This window comes from Sagittula sp. (assembly GCF_052825245.1).
In genome coordinates, this window is the sequence record NZ_JBRBWD010000026.1 from 63,891 (window position 1) to 78,975 (window position 15,085).

Sequence of the window (15,085 nt, forward strand, 5' to 3'; positions counted from 1 at the left end):
GAAGACCGCGCCGGTCAGCACCCCGTAAACCCCGGGTTTGGGCCATTCGGGAGTGTTCATCTTCCAACCCCTTGCGGCGACATCGCCGCCTTGCTGCATGTGCCGGTCCAAGCCGCATCCTGGCTCAAGACCTCTTCAAGGTCGTCTTCTGTCGTCGGACGGAGTTCGCGCTGACCGGCGTGTCGGCCGCTGCCGCACACCGCCAGAAATGTCGCGATGCGTATGTAGGCTTCGAAACTCAATCCCTGCAGCAGTTCCTCCACCACCAGGGTGTCGTAGGTGCCAGCGGGCAGTTCGTCTGGGTAGCCCGGCAGGGTGAACGGGTTCGAAAAGGTCATTGCAGATCTGGTTGATCGCACGGTCATGCAAGATCTCCGCTAAGGGGGCGCCGACTTGTCGCTCGCCCGTGTCAAAGGCTGGACGAGTCCAGGGGCAGGGGGTCGAAAGGCACCTCTCCTTGTACGTCCGGTGCCGTCGGACAGCGCTGACCCATGTTAGCCCCGCTCACACAACCGGGTGCCAATTCCCCGGATAGCCGTGCCGACACTGACCTGTGTCAGCACGACGAAGCCGGGCCGCGCATATGCTTGGGAAAACAGGCGCGGCCCGCGTTCCTGCAAACAAGGATTGGAAAGACGATGGAAAAATCCAGTGTCCTCACCCCGCACCCGCCAGAGTTCGGGCGATTTCTCTATGCCTCGGTCGGTGAAGACCGGAACGGGCATGGCGTGACGGTTCTCTCGGCGCTCGCAAGGCTTGGTCTCGATCCCTGGACGGAAACCGCCGAATTGGTCGCGCTTGGGCGCGATGCGGCGCGTGCGCGATTGGGATCGCTTCTGGCGCGATTTCGGGATGTTCCGGCTCTCGCAAGCGAGCACGCGCGGGTTGCCGGCGACCTGAGCCAATTGCTCCCGCAAGGACCGACCCAAGGCAGTGCGACACGCGCTGCATGGTCCGTCGCCAATGGCCACCCCAGGTTTGGCAGCGCAATATGGCTGGTGACGGCAATTGTCTTTATGCTGCTTCAATTGGCCATGGTCGGCGGATCGGTGTCCGGCGAATGACTGGTTCTAAAATCTCCGAGGGGACGCTCGCACATGCGTCGCACAGAAGCGGGACGCTTTCGCCCAGTGAGCAGCGTATTCTCTGGGACCATGAAGAACACTTCTGGACCAGTGGTGCCGACAGCGCGCAGGCGATGACAGCGACCAACGCTGTCATGATTGTTCCCTATCCGCCCGGCATCCTGCAGGGCGACCAGATCCAGATACACCTTCGCCAGAGAAGCGGCTGGCGATCCGTCGCCATGACGGAACGGCGCGTCACGCGGTGCCGGGACATCGCCATCCTGACTTACCGGGTCTCGGCGGAGAAACCCGAGGTGGCGGTCTTCAAGGCACTGTGCGCTTCGACATATCTCCGAGATGAAGGGGCTTGGCTCAGACTGTCGCACCAGCAGACTCCCGTAAACTGACGCGCGCGCTTTATGCACCGACCGGACCGAAGAAGACCGCCACTCTCAAGCACTACCCCGACGCCGCGACGACGCACGCCGCACATGACGGCACCGAGACCAACAAGGAACTCGACGCGGCGACCCACGCCGAGGCGTTAGCGCCATCGCCTGACCAAAGACCTGGGCGTACCCTCACCGAATTGGCGGCCGGGTCCAGAAATTCGGGACAGGAACCGGCAGGATCGATCCATACGCCATGGTCTTCGAACGTTGGTTTCTGGTCCATGTGGACCGCGCGCTGCAGACGCCCGGGATGACGACAGAACCGACCTACTACCGGTCAAACGGTTTCATCGTCTGCGTGTCTGTGCCGGGCACCGGCGGCACCGCCCGCCTTGCCACTTGATCGCGGGTGCCGGAACTTCGACGCCGACCTGGGGCGGTCGGGCGATCAGGTCAGCGTCTGCACCCAGACGACAACCCTGCCAAGGACAAGCTGCGTGACCCCGTCGAGTCCCTCGATCAGCGCCGCCGTGCTGTCCGATGTGACCTTGGCGGTGTTTTCGAAGTGCCGGATGCCCGCGACCGACCGGTCGGATTCACGGATCAGCGTCATCTGCATGGATATGCGAACCTGCGCTTGATCCGGCCCGGTCAGTTCGGCCTGAAAGGCCTGAACTTCGGCCATGAGTGTATAGTCGGGGGTCAGCCCGGCCCCGACACGGGTGACCAGCTCCAAACCTCCCCGGTTCAGAAGTGACTGAACCAGAAGGCTCTGCACCATGGCAGGCGTCGGTTCGGATCATCGGGCATCGGGCAGATACTCGGCCTGCCGTGGCGTGATCTTGATGAGGACCCGGTCCGTCGACATCTCACCCGCAGAGGTAGGCAGTTCCACGACCAGATGGCCGTCGCCACCCGCCCTTGTCCCGTCGGACTGCAACGGCGACAAGGTGTAGGTGTCCAGCGGATCGCTGGCCCGGGACACGGCGGACACGGCGCTGCAGCCGGACAGGCTGGCCGCGGCGGTCAGGGATAGAAACCTGCGGCGCGAAAGGATCATTCTCACCTCCTGTATTCCGGTGTTTCATTGCCGAGCAGGAACCGTCCGGGATCACTGCCGATTTGTCGGGCAAGCGCATCGAACCGGGCGATGACCCCGCTTGCATCCTGTATGAGCGCGCTGGTCTGCGCCGACAGCTGCGGCAGATCGGCCCGAACGGCGCCCGCAAGACCTGCAATCGAGTCCCGGGACTCGAGGGCAACCCCGCGCAGATCATGAACCAGCCCAGGAATTTCACCCTCCAGCAGGCCTGTCGCGGCAATGGCCCCGGCCTCGGTCGCGTCAAGAACGGTGTCGATCCGGGCCAGGGTTTCTTCCACGCGTGAGGTCAGCGCATCGATCCGGCCCGTGGCGTCACGCAGATTGGTGAGGATGCCGGCGATGGCATCGCGGTTTTCCGGCGTGGCAAAGCTGCGAACCTCGGCGATCAGGGCGGTTGCCTCGGCCACGAGATCCGGGCGGGTCAGCATGAGGTCCTGCACGACAGAGCGTTCGGAGCGGATCACCGGGACGCCGTTGGGCGGCACGGGTTTCAGGTGCTCGGCCTCGGCGCTGCCTCCTTCGAGCGCGATGAATGTGACACCCGTAAGTCCCTGAGCGGCAAGCGTCGCGATCGTGTCCGTGCGCACCGGCGTGCTGGCGAAAAGCTCCACGCGCACCCGCACCAGCGCGGGGTCGTCCCGATCGAGCGCAATCGTCAGGACGTGACCGACATCGACGCCGTTGTAGCGCACCGGCGAGGTCTGGCTCAGTCCCGCCACGGTGCCGAACAGGATATCGTACTGCGCATAGGTGCGGTCGAGCTGGACCTTGGCGAGCCAGAGCAGGAAGCCGAGCCCGACCACAAAGCCGAGAATGGTGAAGAACCCCATCAGGATGAACCGTGCGCGGGTTTCCATCAGCCCTCCCTCGCCGTCAGGGCGGCATGCGCACGAGGGCCATGGAAATAGGCATGGACCCAGGGGTCCTTCACATCGCGCAGTTCCGCCATCGTGCCGGTGACCAGAACGCGCCGTTCAGCCAGCACGGCGATCCGGTCGCAAGTTGCCTGCAACGTGTCGAGATCGTGGGTCACGAGGAACACAGTGAGGCCAAGCGCAGCGTGCAGCGCGTTCAGCAGGCTGTCGAAGTCCGAGGCGCTGATCGGGTCGAGACCCGCCGTCGGTTCGTCGAGGAACAGGATCTCGGGGTCCAGCGCAAGCGCCCGCGCGAGGCCCGCGCGCTTGCGCATGCCGCCCGACAGGGCCGCGGGAAAAAGCGCGCCAGCCTCGGGCGGCAGACCGACGAGAGCAATGCGCAGATCGGCCAGCGCCCGCCGCGTCGCCGGATCAACCGAGGTGCGTTCGCGCATCGGCGCCTCGACATTCTCGCGCACGGTCAGGGAGGAGAAGAGCGCGCCGTCCTGGAACATCACGCCCGTGCGCGCGCTGGCCCCCGAACGCTCGGCAGCAGAGCGGTGCAGCACGTCGCAGCCCAACAGCGTGATGTCACCGTCACTGGGTGTCATGAGCCCGACGATGCTGCGCAAGAGCACCGATTTCCCGCTGCCGGAGGCCCCGACGACGCCCAGCACCTCGCCGCGCCGCACGTCGAGCGACAGGTCCTCGTGAACGACCGTGGACCCGAAGCGGTTGGTCAGCCCCCGGATCGAAATGACGGTGTCGGCGTTCATCACACCTCCCAGACCGCGAAGAACACGGAAAACACGGCATCCACGGCGATCACGAGGAAGATGGCGATCACGACGGCACGTGAAGTCCGCATGCCCAGCGATTCCGCGTCGCCCTTGACCAGCAGACCTTGCTGGCATCCGACGAGCGCGATGATCGCGGCAAATACAGGTGCCTTGGACAATCCCACCAGCGCCTGCGTGGCATCGGTATTGGCCAATAACTGGGATCGGAACTGGCTTGGCGATATGCCAAGCTGCGTCCACGCCATCAGCCCGCCGCCAAAGAGGCCCGCCAGGTCGGCGACCAGCCCGAGGATCGGTAGCACGATGACCAGCGCAAGAAGGCGTGGCAGGACCAAAAGGTCGACAGTGTCGAGCCCGAGCACGCGCATGGCGTCGATCTCCTCGCGCATCTTCATCGAGCCAATGGCCGCGGTGAAGGCCGAGGCGGATCGTCCCGCGACGATGATTGCGGTCAGGAGCATGCCGAGCTCGCGCAGGATCGATACGGCGATCAGGTCGACGACAAAGACTTCGGCGCCGAACTGCTGCAGTTGAGCAGCACCCTGAAACGCCAGCACGATTCCGATGAGGAACCCCATGAGCGCGACGATGGGGATGGCACTCAGCCCGACCGCTTGCATGTGATGCACCAGCGCTGTGATCCTGAACCGGCCCGGATGCCACGCGGTCCCGGCGAGGCGTGCCATGACAAGACCGACGAAGCCAAGGCCTTGTGCCAGGTTGCGCAGGGCCCGGCCCGGCGCAGCGCCGACTGCAACGACCGCGTCCCCAACCCGCTGCAATGCCGAGCGGTCCTTGACGACAATGCCGGACCGCATGGCATCCCTGACCGCTTCGATGAGCCGCATTTGCGCGTCATCCGCGCCGGTCAGGGACCGTCCGCCTTGTGCAAGCAACCACGCGCCGGACATATCCAGTCGGGTGACGCCCGCCAGGTCCAAAGGAAAATCCTGCCCGGTGCGGCCGATCTGTCGGCGTACATCCTCCAGAGTGACAAGCGTGACATGTCCCGTCAGGCGATGCGGCGACACGTGGACCGTTTCATCCATCGAGCAACGCAAGGACGGTTGCGAAGGTCTGATTGAAACGGGGTCTTCCGTGGGGTCCCGGAAAGGGGATGGCGCCAGATGTGGCGGCTGATTGGGGCAGGGGCATCTTTTCAGTTCCCTTTGCATCGACCTCGATCCGTCGTTCGGTTCTGCGGGGTCTGACACGCCCGCGCCGGGAACGAAGGGCGTCGCGCACCTTCGTTCTCCTCGCCATCGATCCGCTGCGCCGGGACCGAAGATGGTCGGGGCGGCTTTTGGGATCAGTCACTTTCATCAAGGCGATTTTTCAAGCTGGGCCGCGGCCGCCCTGGCGTGCTCCTCCTGGTGGTAATCGCCTCGAAACACGCCGCCCTCGCGCACTTGCCAGATGCCGTGCCGTTTGCGAATCTCGATATGAGAGGGTCGGGCCTGGTGCCTTAGTGGACAACCGGGGAGACCGGCCACTTGCAACGATGCAGACCCCTGCTGGCGACTTCGGCCGGCAAGGCGCGGTGCGCTGGCCCGTGACGGGTCGGGACCGTGATCATCCTCGGTCATTCCAAATCGCTCCTGAACATCGCGGGTCGTGCCTGTTCTGTACAGCACAGGACAGGTCGGCGGGCTGACCGAGGTTAGCGCGGGGCAGACAACTCTTACTGATCTGCATCAGCCTGCACAGGGTAATCGGAGGATATGGTCCATGGAACATTTGCATGCTGAAGCGATGTCCCGTCGGGACAGATGAGCCGGTTTCAAAGCGCTGTTCTGCAGACGGCAAAGGAAGCCCCGATGATGCTGCGGTGCGATCAGGGAAAGGAACCCGACATGGACAAGAACAAGAAGACGAAAAAGGCATCCGGGACGCCGAAAAGCGTCAAACAGCCCAGCGACTACAAGGCACGTGAAACGGCGGGCAAGGAAAGCCAGACCGACGCGATGTTTCACAAGACCCCCGGAAAGGGCAAATCTGGCCAGCGCAAAGGCTGAGCCGCTGCCCGGATGGCTCCGCCGCCTATTACCTCGTGCGGCGGGGCCACGACCGGAATACGGTCCGGATCGGATTTCGTCATGTGCCAAAGCGTTCATCTGCGCCGCACGGAATTTCCACCCTCCAGAATGCCGTTGATTAGTGCTGCAACTGCCTCGTGCATCTCGGACTGCTCGGTGTCCGGGACAAACTGGTGCGCGGCGGCGGCATCCGTGAGAATACCCACGATTTCCTTTTCCGGCAGGATGTTGCGATCGTTCAGCGCCAGCAACAGCGATTCGCATATGGTAAGTGCGGCCGTTCCGGCGATGTCGTGTGGTCCTAGCATGATCTGGGTCGCTTTCTGATCAGGTGAAATGCGCGAGCTGCCGGAGGTCGACAGCGCCATCTTTCGTGATCTTATGCGTTGTTTGCCTTGCCGGACTGATCCAGAGCAGCTTGACGGACAACTTGTCGGGCTATTCGCTGGATCAGGTCACGCATTCCCGAACGGAGGTGGAATCCGACATGTCGATTCTGCAAAGCCCCCTGACCCGCAAGCTGTCCGCCTTCGTTGCGTTGTCCCGCACCGATCTGGAAACGCTTGCACGCTATCACCGCCGCGGAAGAACGTTTCAGTCGGGCCACCAGATGATCCATGAAGGTCAGAGGAACCAGTCAGCGTTCATCCTGGCCGAGGGCTGGGCCTGTGCCTTCAAACTGCTTCCCGACGGGGAAAGGCAGATCGTGGATTTCCAGATACCTGGAGACTTTCTGGGGCTGCGCAGCATCCTGTTCCGCACGGCCGACCACAGCATCGAGGCCGTGACGCGGATCGAGGCATCCGAGGTTCTCGCGCCGGAAATTTTCGACAGCTTCTCCGATGCACCCCGACTGGCTACGGCCGTGCTTTGGGCCGCGTCGCGCGACGAAGCGATGGTCGTCGAACACCTCGTCAATCTCGGACGCCGGTCAGCCGAAGTTCGGATGGCACATTTCCTTCTGGAACTGAGCGCACGTCTTCATCTGGTCGGGATCGGCGACAGGTCCGGCTTCGAGTGTCCATTGACGCAGTACCACCTGGCCGACGCCCTGGGGCTGAGCGCCGTCCATGTGAACCGCGTCTTGCGCCACCTGCGCGAGGAAGGCCTCGTGACGTTCCAGAATGGGCGCGTCAAGATTGACGACTTGGACGGTCTCGTCTCGCTTGCGAATTTTGACGTGGCCTATCTGGATCAGGCAGGGCCCTTTATCCAGTGACATACATCCCCCGCGCATTGCCGGAAATGCACCGGACAGCCGATTCCAAATTGCCCATCTCATCGGCTTGCTCTGTGTAACGGGCAAAAGTCCTTGCCACAGCGTCATCGGAATCGCGTCATGAGGGGGGCCTTGAAGGCCTCCCGTTGGGCTGACGCCGATTGGTGACCCCGTTCCTCGGGCGACACTCGAAAGGCGCTCATTTCGTCCTTGAGAACGGCGCCCGGGACGGTAGTGGCAACATTGATAATAAAAGTCCGGTTCCGGAGCGCTGCACCGCAGCCTCGATGCCCTTGAGAAATGGCGGCTGAGGGCCGGAAGCGACGGGCAACCCGGTCAGCGATGCGACGCCCTCCCGATGGGCTGCCTCAAGACCGCTTCGTCTCCTTTTCCAAATGTCGTTGCGTGCAACTCGAACGCAGGTTTTTGGGGGGCGCGCCCGAGTGGAGGAGAATGTCCGGATGGACAACAGTCACAGCCGAAAGGGTTTGTGAAAGCGTCCAAGGATGCCAATGACATCGTCGTGGGTTACGAAAATGGCTTCCGCCGCTTCAGCCTTGAGCGAATGCAGCGGTCGCCGTTGGTTTTATATCTTTGCTTTACCAAAGCGTCCCGATTTGACGATCGGCAGTTGTATTTGATCAAGGCCGGTGACGTTGCATGTTACACCGTCGGCACGGTTCCACCATCGATCACGTATTCCGTGCCGGTTATGGTCCCGGCGCGGTCCGAGGCGAGGAAGGCGACCAGGTTCGCGATCTCGCCGGGTTTTGACGGACGCCCGATCGGCACGCCGCCCAGCGAGTCCATGATCATGCGATTGCCCGCTTCCACGTCGACCCCGTGTTCCGTCGCGAGGCGCTTGGCCAACTCGACGGAGGACTCCGTCTCGATCCAGCCCGGAGAGACCCGGACGACCCGCACACCTTTGGGCGAAACCTGCTTCGACAGGCTCTTGCTGTAGGTGGACAGGGCCGCCTTGGCAGCGGCATAGGCGGTCGTCGCCTCTGGCAGCGGCAGTTCGCGCTGGATGGATGTGACGTGGATCACGACGCCGCTGCCTTGCGACTCCAACTCCGGAACAAGCACACGGTCGAGGCGGATCGCCGGCATCAGGTTCAGGTCGAGCTCGCGCCGCCACTCGTCGTCGCCAAGCGCCCTGTAGCCGCCCGCGGGCGCCGAGGAGCCGCCGAGCATGTGGACGATGATGTCGACGCCACCCAGCCTCTCGCGCACGGCCTCTGCCACCCTGGCGCACCCCTCGGCCCGGGTCAGGTCCGCCGCCACGAACCGGTCTTCCGGCATCTCCGGCGGCCTTGTCCGTGCCGTCGTCAGAACGTCGGCGCCAAGCGCCTTGAACAGGGAGACGGTCGCACCTCCGGCACCGCGCGTGCCGGAGGTGACGAGGGCCCGCTTGCCCTCAAGGGTCAGGAAGGGGCTCATGGCACGATCTCCAGTTCGGCGATCTTGTCCCCGCGAAGCACGAAGAAATAGCGCAGGTCGACCGGGCTGCCGGGGAAATTGCCGACAAGGTGGCTGGTGACGATCGTTCGCTGAGCTTCTTCCGCGATGTCGAAGGGCTCTACCGTGTAGGTGTATTGCGTGGAGGCATTCGCCATCCACTGCCGGATCGCGTCGCGGCCCTGGTAGGTGTTGCCTTCGTCGACGACGGTGGCGTCCTGCGTGAAGCACTCGGCCATCGTCTGTGCGTTGCCTGTCTTGTCGGCCGAGAAGTAGGCGTCAATCGCGTTTGGCAGTTCGATACTCATGGTTGATCTCCTTTCTGGATAGGGATTTCGCCGCTTGCCCTCTCGGGGCGGATCGGGACCGGCGCCTTGAGCTTGAATTTAAGGCTTTGACACAATGCGGATAAGCGGGATTAATCCGGACGTGGAGTTTGGATTTTCGGGATAATGGCAACCTACAAGCTGGCTGATTTCGACGCGGTGCTGGCGATTGCCCGCAGGGGATCGTTCCGGGCGGCCGCGCCGGACGTGGGGATGTCCACGAGCGCACTCAGCAGCGCGGTCTCGAAGCTCGAGGAGCAGCTGGGCGTGCGGCTCTTCAATCGCACGACGCGCAGCGTGTCGCTGACCGCCGCCGGGCAGCGTTTCGTCGACCAGGTCAGCCCGGCGCTCAAGGACATTCACGGCGCGATCGACACGGTCCGCTCGCAGCAGGAGACGCCCACGGGGATCCTGCGCATCAACACCTTCGCCACGGCGGGCCGGGAGATCCTGGCGCCGCTCGTCCTCGAATACCTGCGGCGGTTCCCGGGGGTGCAGATCGACCTCGTGACCGAAGGTAACCTCGTCGACATCGTGGCGGACGGTTTCGATGTTGGGGTGCGCAGCCAGAACCTTGTGCCGACCGATATGATCTCCATCCCGCTCGGGCCCGCGCGGCGCTACGCGGTCGTCGCGACACCCGCCTATTTCGAAGGCCGGGAGCCGCCGCAGGTGCCGTCCGACCTCAAGGCGCATGCCTGCATTCGGACGCGTCTGCCGAACGGTGCGCTTTTTCGCTGGCAGTTCGAAGCCGAGGGGCAGCCGGTTCATGTCGATGTCGAGGGCCCGATCACGCTGGACGAAGCCAGCCTCGCGCGCATTGCCGTGCTCGATGACCTCGGCATCGGGTTCTTCATGGAGTCGGACGTGCGAGAGGATATCGAAACGGGTCGGCTGGTACGAGTTCTCGACGCCTGGACGCCGCCGCTGACGCCGCTTTGCCTATACTATCCCAGTCGGCGCAATCCGCCGGCCGCTTTCAAGGTCTTCGTCGATCTCGCACGGGAACTCGCGCGATCCTCGAGACCGAGTTGAAGGCGTTGAGCCAATCCCGTCGCATAAGAACGACGCGGGCATCCGGCTCAGGACTCGTTCTTCCTCAAAGCCAGAAGATGACAGTTGCGGCGAGTGCGATCGCTGAGAAGAAGGTCTTAGGGCATCGGTCGTACCGCGTTGCAACGCGCCGCCAGTCCTTGAGCCTGCCGAACATGATCTCGATGCGATTACGGCGTTTGTACCGCGGCTTGTCGTACCGGACAGGCGTCTTCCGCTTCCGGCCCGGGATGCAAGGACGTATCGTCTTGTCCTGCAAGGCTTCTCTGAGCCAGTCGGCATCGTAGCCACGATCTCCGAGCAGCCACTTCACGTTGGGCAGCCGGCTGATGAGCGCACGCGCCCCGATGTAGTCGCTGACGGGACCGGCCGTCAGGAACAGGTCGATGGGCTGGCCGCGGCTGTCGCAGATGGCGTGCAGCTTCGTGTTCATGCCTCCCTTGGTTCGGCCAATAAGGCGTCCACGCCCCCCTTTTTAACGCCCAGGCTGGACGCCGTGCGATGGGCCTTCAGATGGGTGGCGTCGATCATCACAGTCGTCTCCTCGCCGTGCTCAGCGGCCAGCCCAGCCATGATCCGGGCGAAGACGACTTTATCGCTCCATCTTTTCCAGCGGTTGTAGAGTGTCTTGTGGGGGCCATACTCGCTTGGGGCGTCGCGCCACCGCAAGCCGTTGCGATTTATGAAGATAATGCCACTCAGAACCCGCCGGTCATCAACCCGGGGCTTGCCGTGCGACTTCGGAAAGTAAGGCTCAAGACGCGCCATCTGCGCTTCGCTCAACCAGAAAAGACCAGACATGGTCACCGCTCATTTTCGAACGGTGAATCATGATCGCCAAGCCAAATCAATGGGTCCTGAGCCTAGCCAATATTGTAGTCAAAGCAACAATAAGATTGGACTGAGACCGGTCATACGCTGCGCCCAGAACGAATGTCCGGATAGGGCCGGTCGCTTCGCCGACTGCAAGTAATCGAATTGAAGCGTCTTGGTGGGCCTCAGAGCGATCAGAGAGGCAGAGAACTCAGTTTTTTGCCGGCCTTGACCGGGATCTCATGCATGGTCGGCGCGGCCAAGATCTCAGTTACCTGTAGCATCTCCGGCCACTTCAGGATCAGTGCTGCGGCCCTTTGATGTATTGGCATCTTGGAAAAGCCGCGCGCCATGATGAAACCATGGAGCCCTGCGGGTCGCTGTGCAGTACGCTCCGCTGGGTTCTTCAGGATACGGAAATCCGCCGATATGAACATCCAGCACTCAGGCGCGCGATGCAAAAGATCGATCCACCTCGCAGCCTCGCTTTGGGAAGCGTTTCGCGTTGCGCATCAGCATTTCGTTGGCGGCAGCGTAAAGAGTTGCGCGAACATCTCGATCGCCAGCTCTGGATGCGCGCCCGGGGTTGTCATGTTCGCCCGACTTGTATCTTCGAGGTGTCAGGCGGTCATGTCCCGGGGCGTGGTGTAGCTGAGGCGGTCATCGGGTTTCTCGGTAGGGTCGGATTGCGAAAGCCAACCTGAACCGAGGGACGACCCCGATGACCAAACCCATGATGGACCTGAGAGAGCTCGTGGAGAAGAGCGGTGACGCGGATCTTCTGCGAGAGATGATCGGCTTTGCGGCCGAGCGCCTGATGGAGCTCGAGGTGGGCGGCCAGACCGGCGCTGCTTACGGCGAGAAGAGCCCCGAGCGCCGGGCGCAACGCAACGGTTACCGCGACCGCGACTGGCAGACCCGCGCCGGGAACGTGGAGCTTCGCATTCCGAAGCTGCGGACGGGCAGCTACTTCCCATCCTTCCTCGAGCCGCGACGGGCCGTGGAGAAGGCGCTGACGGCGGTCATCCAGGAAGCCTATGTCCACGGCGTCTCGACGCGCGCGATGGACGATCTCGTGCAGGCCATGGGCGGGACCGGCATCTCCAAGAGCCAGGTCAGCCGGTTGTGCGAGGAGATCGACGAACGGGTAGACGCCTTCCTGAGCCGGCCCATCGAGGGCGAGTGGCCCTATCTCTGGATCGACGCCACCTACCTGAAGGTCCGTCAGGGCGGTCGTATCGTGTCCGTCGCCGTCACCATCGCGGTCGGCGTGAACACCGACGGCCGCCGCGAGGTGCTCGGTATGGCCATCGGCCCCTCCGAGGCGGAACCGTTCTGGACCGAGTTCCTGCGCGGCCTGGTGCGCCGCGGCCTGACCGGCGTGAAGCTGGTGATCAGCGACGCGCACGAGGGCATAAAGGCTGCCACCGCCCGCGTGCTGTCCACGACCTGGCAGCGATGCCGCGTGCATTTTCAAAGGAATGCCCTGGCTCATGCCGGCAAGAGCAGCCGCAGGGTCGTGTCGGCCTTCATTGCCACCGCCTTCGCACAACCCGACCATGGGGCGGCCCGGACGCAGTGGCGGCTCGTGGCCGACCAGATGCGGAGCAAGCTACCGAAGCTCGCCACCCTCATGGACGGGGCCGAGGAGGATGTCCTCGCCTACATGACGTTTCCCCAGCAGCATCGGGCGAAGTTGCACTCGACGAATCCGATCGAGCGCCTGAACGGCGAGATCAAACGGCGCACCGATGTCGTTGGGATCTTTCCGAACGAGGCAGCCATCCGCCGCCTGGTCGGGGCGATCCTGATGGAGCAGACCGAAGAATGGGCGGTGCAGCGTTCTCGATACATGACGCTGGAAACGCTCGCGCCGGTCTGCGACGATGCAATCGTCAGCCTGCCTGCCGCGCAGACGGACTGATCAGCCCGGCCCGCCGAAACCAGTCAGGCCAGCCAGGAGCTACACCACCTCACGGGACATGATCTGTCAGGCCGAATTGCGCGGCTACGTTACGGGATCTCTTGAAGCGGGTGGGGGTATCGATGGCGGCCTTGAAGGTCCGCGCGGCTATCGGACCAAGGCCCGGCACCGTCATCATCCGTAAGCAGACTTCATCACTCCTGGCCGCGTATTTGACCCGCCGAACCAGATCGAGGAATTGCCCGTAAATCTCAAGGCGGGCGTCCAGCAGCGGTAGCATCGCATGCGACAAGACATCGTCGGCTTCGATCAATGGGTGCACGATGTCATCGAAATTTCCATGCTGGACAGACTTGGGCAGTCGCAGTCCGAAGATCTTCAGCAGGCCGCGCACCTCATTCGCCAGATCGATTGTCTTGTTGAGCAAGGCTTTGCGACAACTGAACTGTGCGCGCATGCCATGCGCTTCCCGGCTCTTCATGTGAACCCGGCTAAACCAGCCAGTTCTCAGGATATGAGCAATGCCGCGGGCGTCGTTCTTGGCGGTCTTGTTCCGCATTGCTGACAAGGCGGCGTTGACTTGGCGCGCTTCCATGCAGACGACATCAAAGCCATTGCTCGCAAGCCCTTAGAACAAGTGCTGGCTCATCGTGCCAGCCTCAAATCCGACCCTTGCAATCGGGTGTGAGAAGCTCGCCAAGCAATCGGTGATCTCAACGACATCGACGGCCAGCTCTCGCTCAAAGGCAACGGCACCTCTGGCATCCACGATGCACAGCGCACACGATCGCAGCGATACATCCAGTCCGGCAGAATACTCCATCTTCTATCTCCCTTGTTCACAGACATCCTGTGATCATATCGGGAGCGCGACCTCAGATCAGGGTCAGGCCAATTACGCATGCTCTGGGCCGAGAGCGGCCAGGCGCACGGGCAGGCGCGAAGATCCGCTCTGGGCTCATCTCGTTGGATAAAGTGCCACCGTCCGTCTCCGAGGCAAAGTCCGTTATCTGCGAATGGTAGCCATCAGAGGCTCTGTTGCACAAATCCCATGTGGGATTCATCTCATGAATCCAGCGTGGTAGCTGGGGTGCATGAGCAGCCCCACACCCCCGAACTACAAGACCAGGAACTGGCCAGCCTACAATGAAGCGCTCAAGCGCAGGGGCTCGCTGACGATCTGGTTCGATCCCGAAATGATCTGGGAGGCCGCGCAGACAGGCAGGCGTGGCCGCCAACAGAGCTACAGCGATGCCGCCATACAAACGTGCCTCTCGATGAAGGTGTTGTTCGGCATGGCGCTCCGACAGACGACCGGGTTCGTCGAAAGTCTGCTGCGGCTGGTTGGCCTCGACTGGACGGTGCCCAACTTCAGCACGCTGTCGCGCCGTCAGAAGACGCTGGCCGTGAATATCCCGTATCGCGGCTCCAAGGGACCGTCACACCTGCTAATCGACAGCACCGGCATCAAGGTCGAGGGCGAAGGCGAATGGCACGCCCGCAAGCATGGTGGTCCCAAACGGCGCGTCTGGCGCAAGATTCATCTCGGGATTGATGAGGAAACACTGGAGGTCCGCGCTGTCGAGATCACCTGCAGCCACATCGGCGATGCCCCGGTGCTACCCGACCTGGTCGGTCAGCAGATCCCGGCGGACGGGCGGATCGGCAGCGTCACCGCCGACGGTGCGTACGACACACGTAAATGCCACGACACCATTGCCGACCGCGGCGCCCATGCCGTCATCCCGCCCCTTAAGAACGCGAAGCCCTGGAAGGCCATCACCGCCGGAGCCGTGGCGCGAAACGAGGCCCTGCGCGTGGCGAAATACCTGGGCCGCGCGCTCTGGCGACGATGGAGCGGATACCACCGCCGAAGCCGCGTCGAGACAAAGATGCACTGTGTAAAGTTGCTGGGGCAGCGCCTTATGGCGCGGGACTTCGACCGTCAGGTCGCTGAGCTCCAGGTCCGCATCGCCGTCCTGAACGGATACACCGCGCTCGGCATACCCGTCACGGAAGTTGTAGGATAAGTCCGTCT

At 62.9% G+C, this 15,085-nt stretch carries 20 protein-coding genes and 2 pseudogenes; 8 read left to right on the plus strand and 14 right to left on the minus strand.

Going from position 1 to position 15,085, the window contains the following annotated elements:
- Positions 1 to 56: 56 nt before the first annotated feature.
- Positions 57 to 365 (minus strand): hypothetical protein, encoded by a 309-nt coding sequence (locus tag ACU0DV_RS09495; RefSeq protein WP_446242223.1) that lies wholly within the window; start codon positions 363 to 365, stop codon positions 57 to 59.
- 273 nt (positions 366 to 638) lie between these two features.
- Here ACU0DV_RS09495 and ACU0DV_RS09500 point away from each other — a divergent pair, with 273 nt between their 5' ends.
- The 3 genes from ACU0DV_RS09500 (at position 639) to ACU0DV_RS09510 (ending at position 1,862) form a co-directional block, all read left to right on the plus strand.
- Positions 639 to 1,064, plus strand: coding sequence for a hypothetical protein (locus ACU0DV_RS09500; RefSeq protein ID WP_446242224.1), 426 nt, complete (start codon positions 639 to 641; stop codon positions 1,062 to 1,064).
- Positions 1,061 to 1,474, plus strand: a complete 414-nt coding sequence (locus ACU0DV_RS09505; protein WP_254698212.1) for a hypothetical protein — start codon at positions 1,061 to 1,063, stop codon at positions 1,472 to 1,474. The genes ACU0DV_RS09500 and ACU0DV_RS09505 overlap by 4 nt, the downstream gene beginning before the upstream one ends.
- A gap of 238 nt (positions 1,475 to 1,712) precedes the next feature.
- On the plus strand, positions 1,713 to 1,862 hold the full coding sequence (locus ACU0DV_RS09510; protein WP_446242225.1) for a hypothetical protein: 150 nt from the start codon (positions 1,713 to 1,715) through the stop codon (positions 1,860 to 1,862).
- A 45-nt stretch (positions 1,863 to 1,907) separates the two neighbouring features.
- On the opposite strand, the pseudogene ACU0DV_RS09515 reads toward ACU0DV_RS09510, so the two are convergent.
- The 5 genes and pseudogenes from ACU0DV_RS09515 to ACU0DV_RS09535 all read right to left on the minus strand — a co-directional run.
- Positions 1,908 to 2,246, minus strand: a pseudogene (locus ACU0DV_RS09515) (ABC-type transport auxiliary lipoprotein family protein); the annotation flags it as partial.
- Between the two features lie 12 nt (positions 2,247 to 2,258).
- Positions 2,259 to 2,519, minus strand: coding sequence for a hypothetical protein (locus tag ACU0DV_RS09520; RefSeq protein WP_446242226.1), 261 nt, complete (start codon positions 2,517 to 2,519; stop codon positions 2,259 to 2,261).
- 2 nt (positions 2,520 to 2,521) lie between these two features.
- Positions 2,522 to 3,418 (minus strand): MlaD family protein, encoded by an 897-nt coding sequence (locus ACU0DV_RS09525; protein ID WP_446242227.1) that lies wholly within the window; start codon positions 3,416 to 3,418, stop codon positions 2,522 to 2,524.
- Positions 3,418 to 4,191 (minus strand): ABC transporter ATP-binding protein, encoded by a 774-nt coding sequence (locus tag ACU0DV_RS09530; protein ID WP_446242228.1) that lies wholly within the window; start codon positions 4,189 to 4,191, stop codon positions 3,418 to 3,420. Before ACU0DV_RS09530 ends, ACU0DV_RS09525 begins: the two co-directional genes overlap by 1 nt.
- Entirely contained in the window at positions 4,191 to 5,264 is a 1,074-nt protein-coding gene (locus tag ACU0DV_RS09535) for an MlaE family ABC transporter permease (RefSeq protein WP_446242229.1), read from the minus strand. Before ACU0DV_RS09535 ends, ACU0DV_RS09530 begins: the two co-directional genes overlap by 1 nt.
- A gap of 804 nt (positions 5,265 to 6,068) precedes the next feature.
- Here ACU0DV_RS09535 and ACU0DV_RS09540 point away from each other — a divergent pair.
- Positions 6,069 to 6,230: a hypothetical protein gene (locus ACU0DV_RS09540; protein ID WP_157815050.1), complete on the plus strand. Its 162-nt coding sequence runs from the start codon at positions 6,069 to 6,071 to the stop codon at positions 6,228 to 6,230.
- Positions 6,231 to 6,325: 95 nt separating this feature from the next.
- Here the strand turns inward: ACU0DV_RS09540 and ACU0DV_RS09545 are convergent, their stop codons facing one another.
- The gene (locus tag ACU0DV_RS09545; RefSeq protein WP_446242281.1) at positions 6,326 to 6,559 is read right to left on the minus strand and encodes a hypothetical protein; all 234 of its coding nucleotides are present in this window, start codon (positions 6,557 to 6,559) and stop codon (positions 6,326 to 6,328) included.
- A 179-nt stretch (positions 6,560 to 6,738) separates the two neighbouring features.
- On the opposite strand from ACU0DV_RS09545, the gene ACU0DV_RS09550 reads away from it, so the two are divergent.
- Entirely contained in the window at positions 6,739 to 7,470 is a 732-nt protein-coding gene (locus ACU0DV_RS09550) for a Crp/Fnr family transcriptional regulator (protein WP_446242230.1), read from the plus strand.
- Positions 7,471 to 8,133: 663 nt separating this feature from the next.
- Here the strand turns inward: ACU0DV_RS09550 and ACU0DV_RS09555 are convergent.
- Both ACU0DV_RS09555 and ACU0DV_RS09560 read right to left on the minus strand, forming a co-directional pair.
- Complete coding sequence (locus ACU0DV_RS09555) at positions 8,134 to 8,913, minus strand: SDR family oxidoreductase (RefSeq protein WP_446242231.1); 780 nt, start codon at positions 8,911 to 8,913, stop codon at positions 8,134 to 8,136.
- Positions 8,910 to 9,239 (minus strand): nuclear transport factor 2 family protein, encoded by a 330-nt coding sequence (locus ACU0DV_RS09560; RefSeq protein ID WP_446242232.1) that lies wholly within the window; start codon positions 9,237 to 9,239, stop codon positions 8,910 to 8,912. Before ACU0DV_RS09560 ends, ACU0DV_RS09555 begins: the two co-directional genes overlap by 4 nt.
- 144 nt (positions 9,240 to 9,383) lie before the next feature.
- On the opposite strand from ACU0DV_RS09560, the gene ACU0DV_RS09565 reads away from it, so the two are divergent.
- Positions 9,384 to 10,292 carry a LysR family transcriptional regulator gene (locus ACU0DV_RS09565; protein WP_446242233.1) on the plus strand — a complete coding sequence of 303 codons (909 nt, stop codon included), beginning with the start codon at positions 9,384 to 9,386 and terminating at the stop codon, positions 10,290 to 10,292.
- 64 nt (positions 10,293 to 10,356) lie between these two features.
- On the opposite strand, the gene ACU0DV_RS09570 is transcribed toward ACU0DV_RS09565, so the two are convergent.
- From ACU0DV_RS09570 to ACU0DV_RS09580, 3 genes and pseudogenes are all read right to left on the minus strand, one after another.
- Positions 10,357 to 11,111, minus strand: a protein-coding gene (locus ACU0DV_RS09570) for an IS5 family transposase (RefSeq protein ID WP_446242234.1) whose coding sequence is annotated in 2 segments (ribosomal slippage) — positions 10,357 to 10,787 and positions 10,787 to 11,111 — 756 coding nt in all. Because the reading frame shifts where the segments join, the coding sequence is not laid out codon by codon here.
- A 206-nt stretch (positions 11,112 to 11,317) separates the two neighbouring features.
- Positions 11,318 to 11,560 carry a hypothetical protein gene (locus ACU0DV_RS09575; RefSeq protein ID WP_446242235.1) on the minus strand — a complete coding sequence of 81 codons (243 nt, stop codon included), beginning with the start codon at positions 11,558 to 11,560 and terminating at the stop codon, positions 11,318 to 11,320.
- A 40-nt stretch (positions 11,561 to 11,600) separates the two neighbouring features.
- Positions 11,601 to 11,756, minus strand: a pseudogene (locus ACU0DV_RS09580) (transposase); the annotation flags it as partial.
- Between the two features lie 88 nt (positions 11,757 to 11,844).
- On the opposite strand from ACU0DV_RS09580, the gene ACU0DV_RS09585 reads away from it, so the two are divergent.
- Positions 11,845 to 13,047, plus strand: a complete 1,203-nt coding sequence (locus ACU0DV_RS09585; protein WP_446242236.1) for an IS256 family transposase — start codon at positions 11,845 to 11,847, stop codon at positions 13,045 to 13,047.
- A gap of 49 nt (positions 13,048 to 13,096) precedes the next feature.
- On the opposite strand, the gene ACU0DV_RS09590 is transcribed toward ACU0DV_RS09585, so the two are convergent.
- Together ACU0DV_RS09590 and ACU0DV_RS09595 are read right to left on the minus strand one after the other, a co-directional pair.
- On the minus strand, positions 13,097 to 13,642 hold the full coding sequence (locus ACU0DV_RS09590) for a transposase (protein WP_446242237.1): 546 nt from the start codon (positions 13,640 to 13,642) through the stop codon (positions 13,097 to 13,099).
- Positions 13,643 to 13,675: 33 nt separating this feature from the next.
- The gene (locus tag ACU0DV_RS09595; protein ID WP_446273540.1) at positions 13,676 to 13,870 is read right to left on the minus strand and encodes a hypothetical protein; all 195 of its coding nucleotides are present in this window, start codon (positions 13,868 to 13,870) and stop codon (positions 13,676 to 13,678) included.
- 271 nt (positions 13,871 to 14,141) lie between these two features.
- On the opposite strand from ACU0DV_RS09595, the gene ACU0DV_RS09600 reads away from it, so the two are divergent.
- The gene (locus ACU0DV_RS09600) at positions 14,142 to 15,077 is read left to right on the plus strand and encodes an IS5 family transposase (RefSeq protein WP_446242238.1); all 936 of its coding nucleotides are present in this window, start codon (positions 14,142 to 14,144) and stop codon (positions 15,075 to 15,077) included.
- Positions 15,078 to 15,085 lie beyond the last annotated feature (8 nt).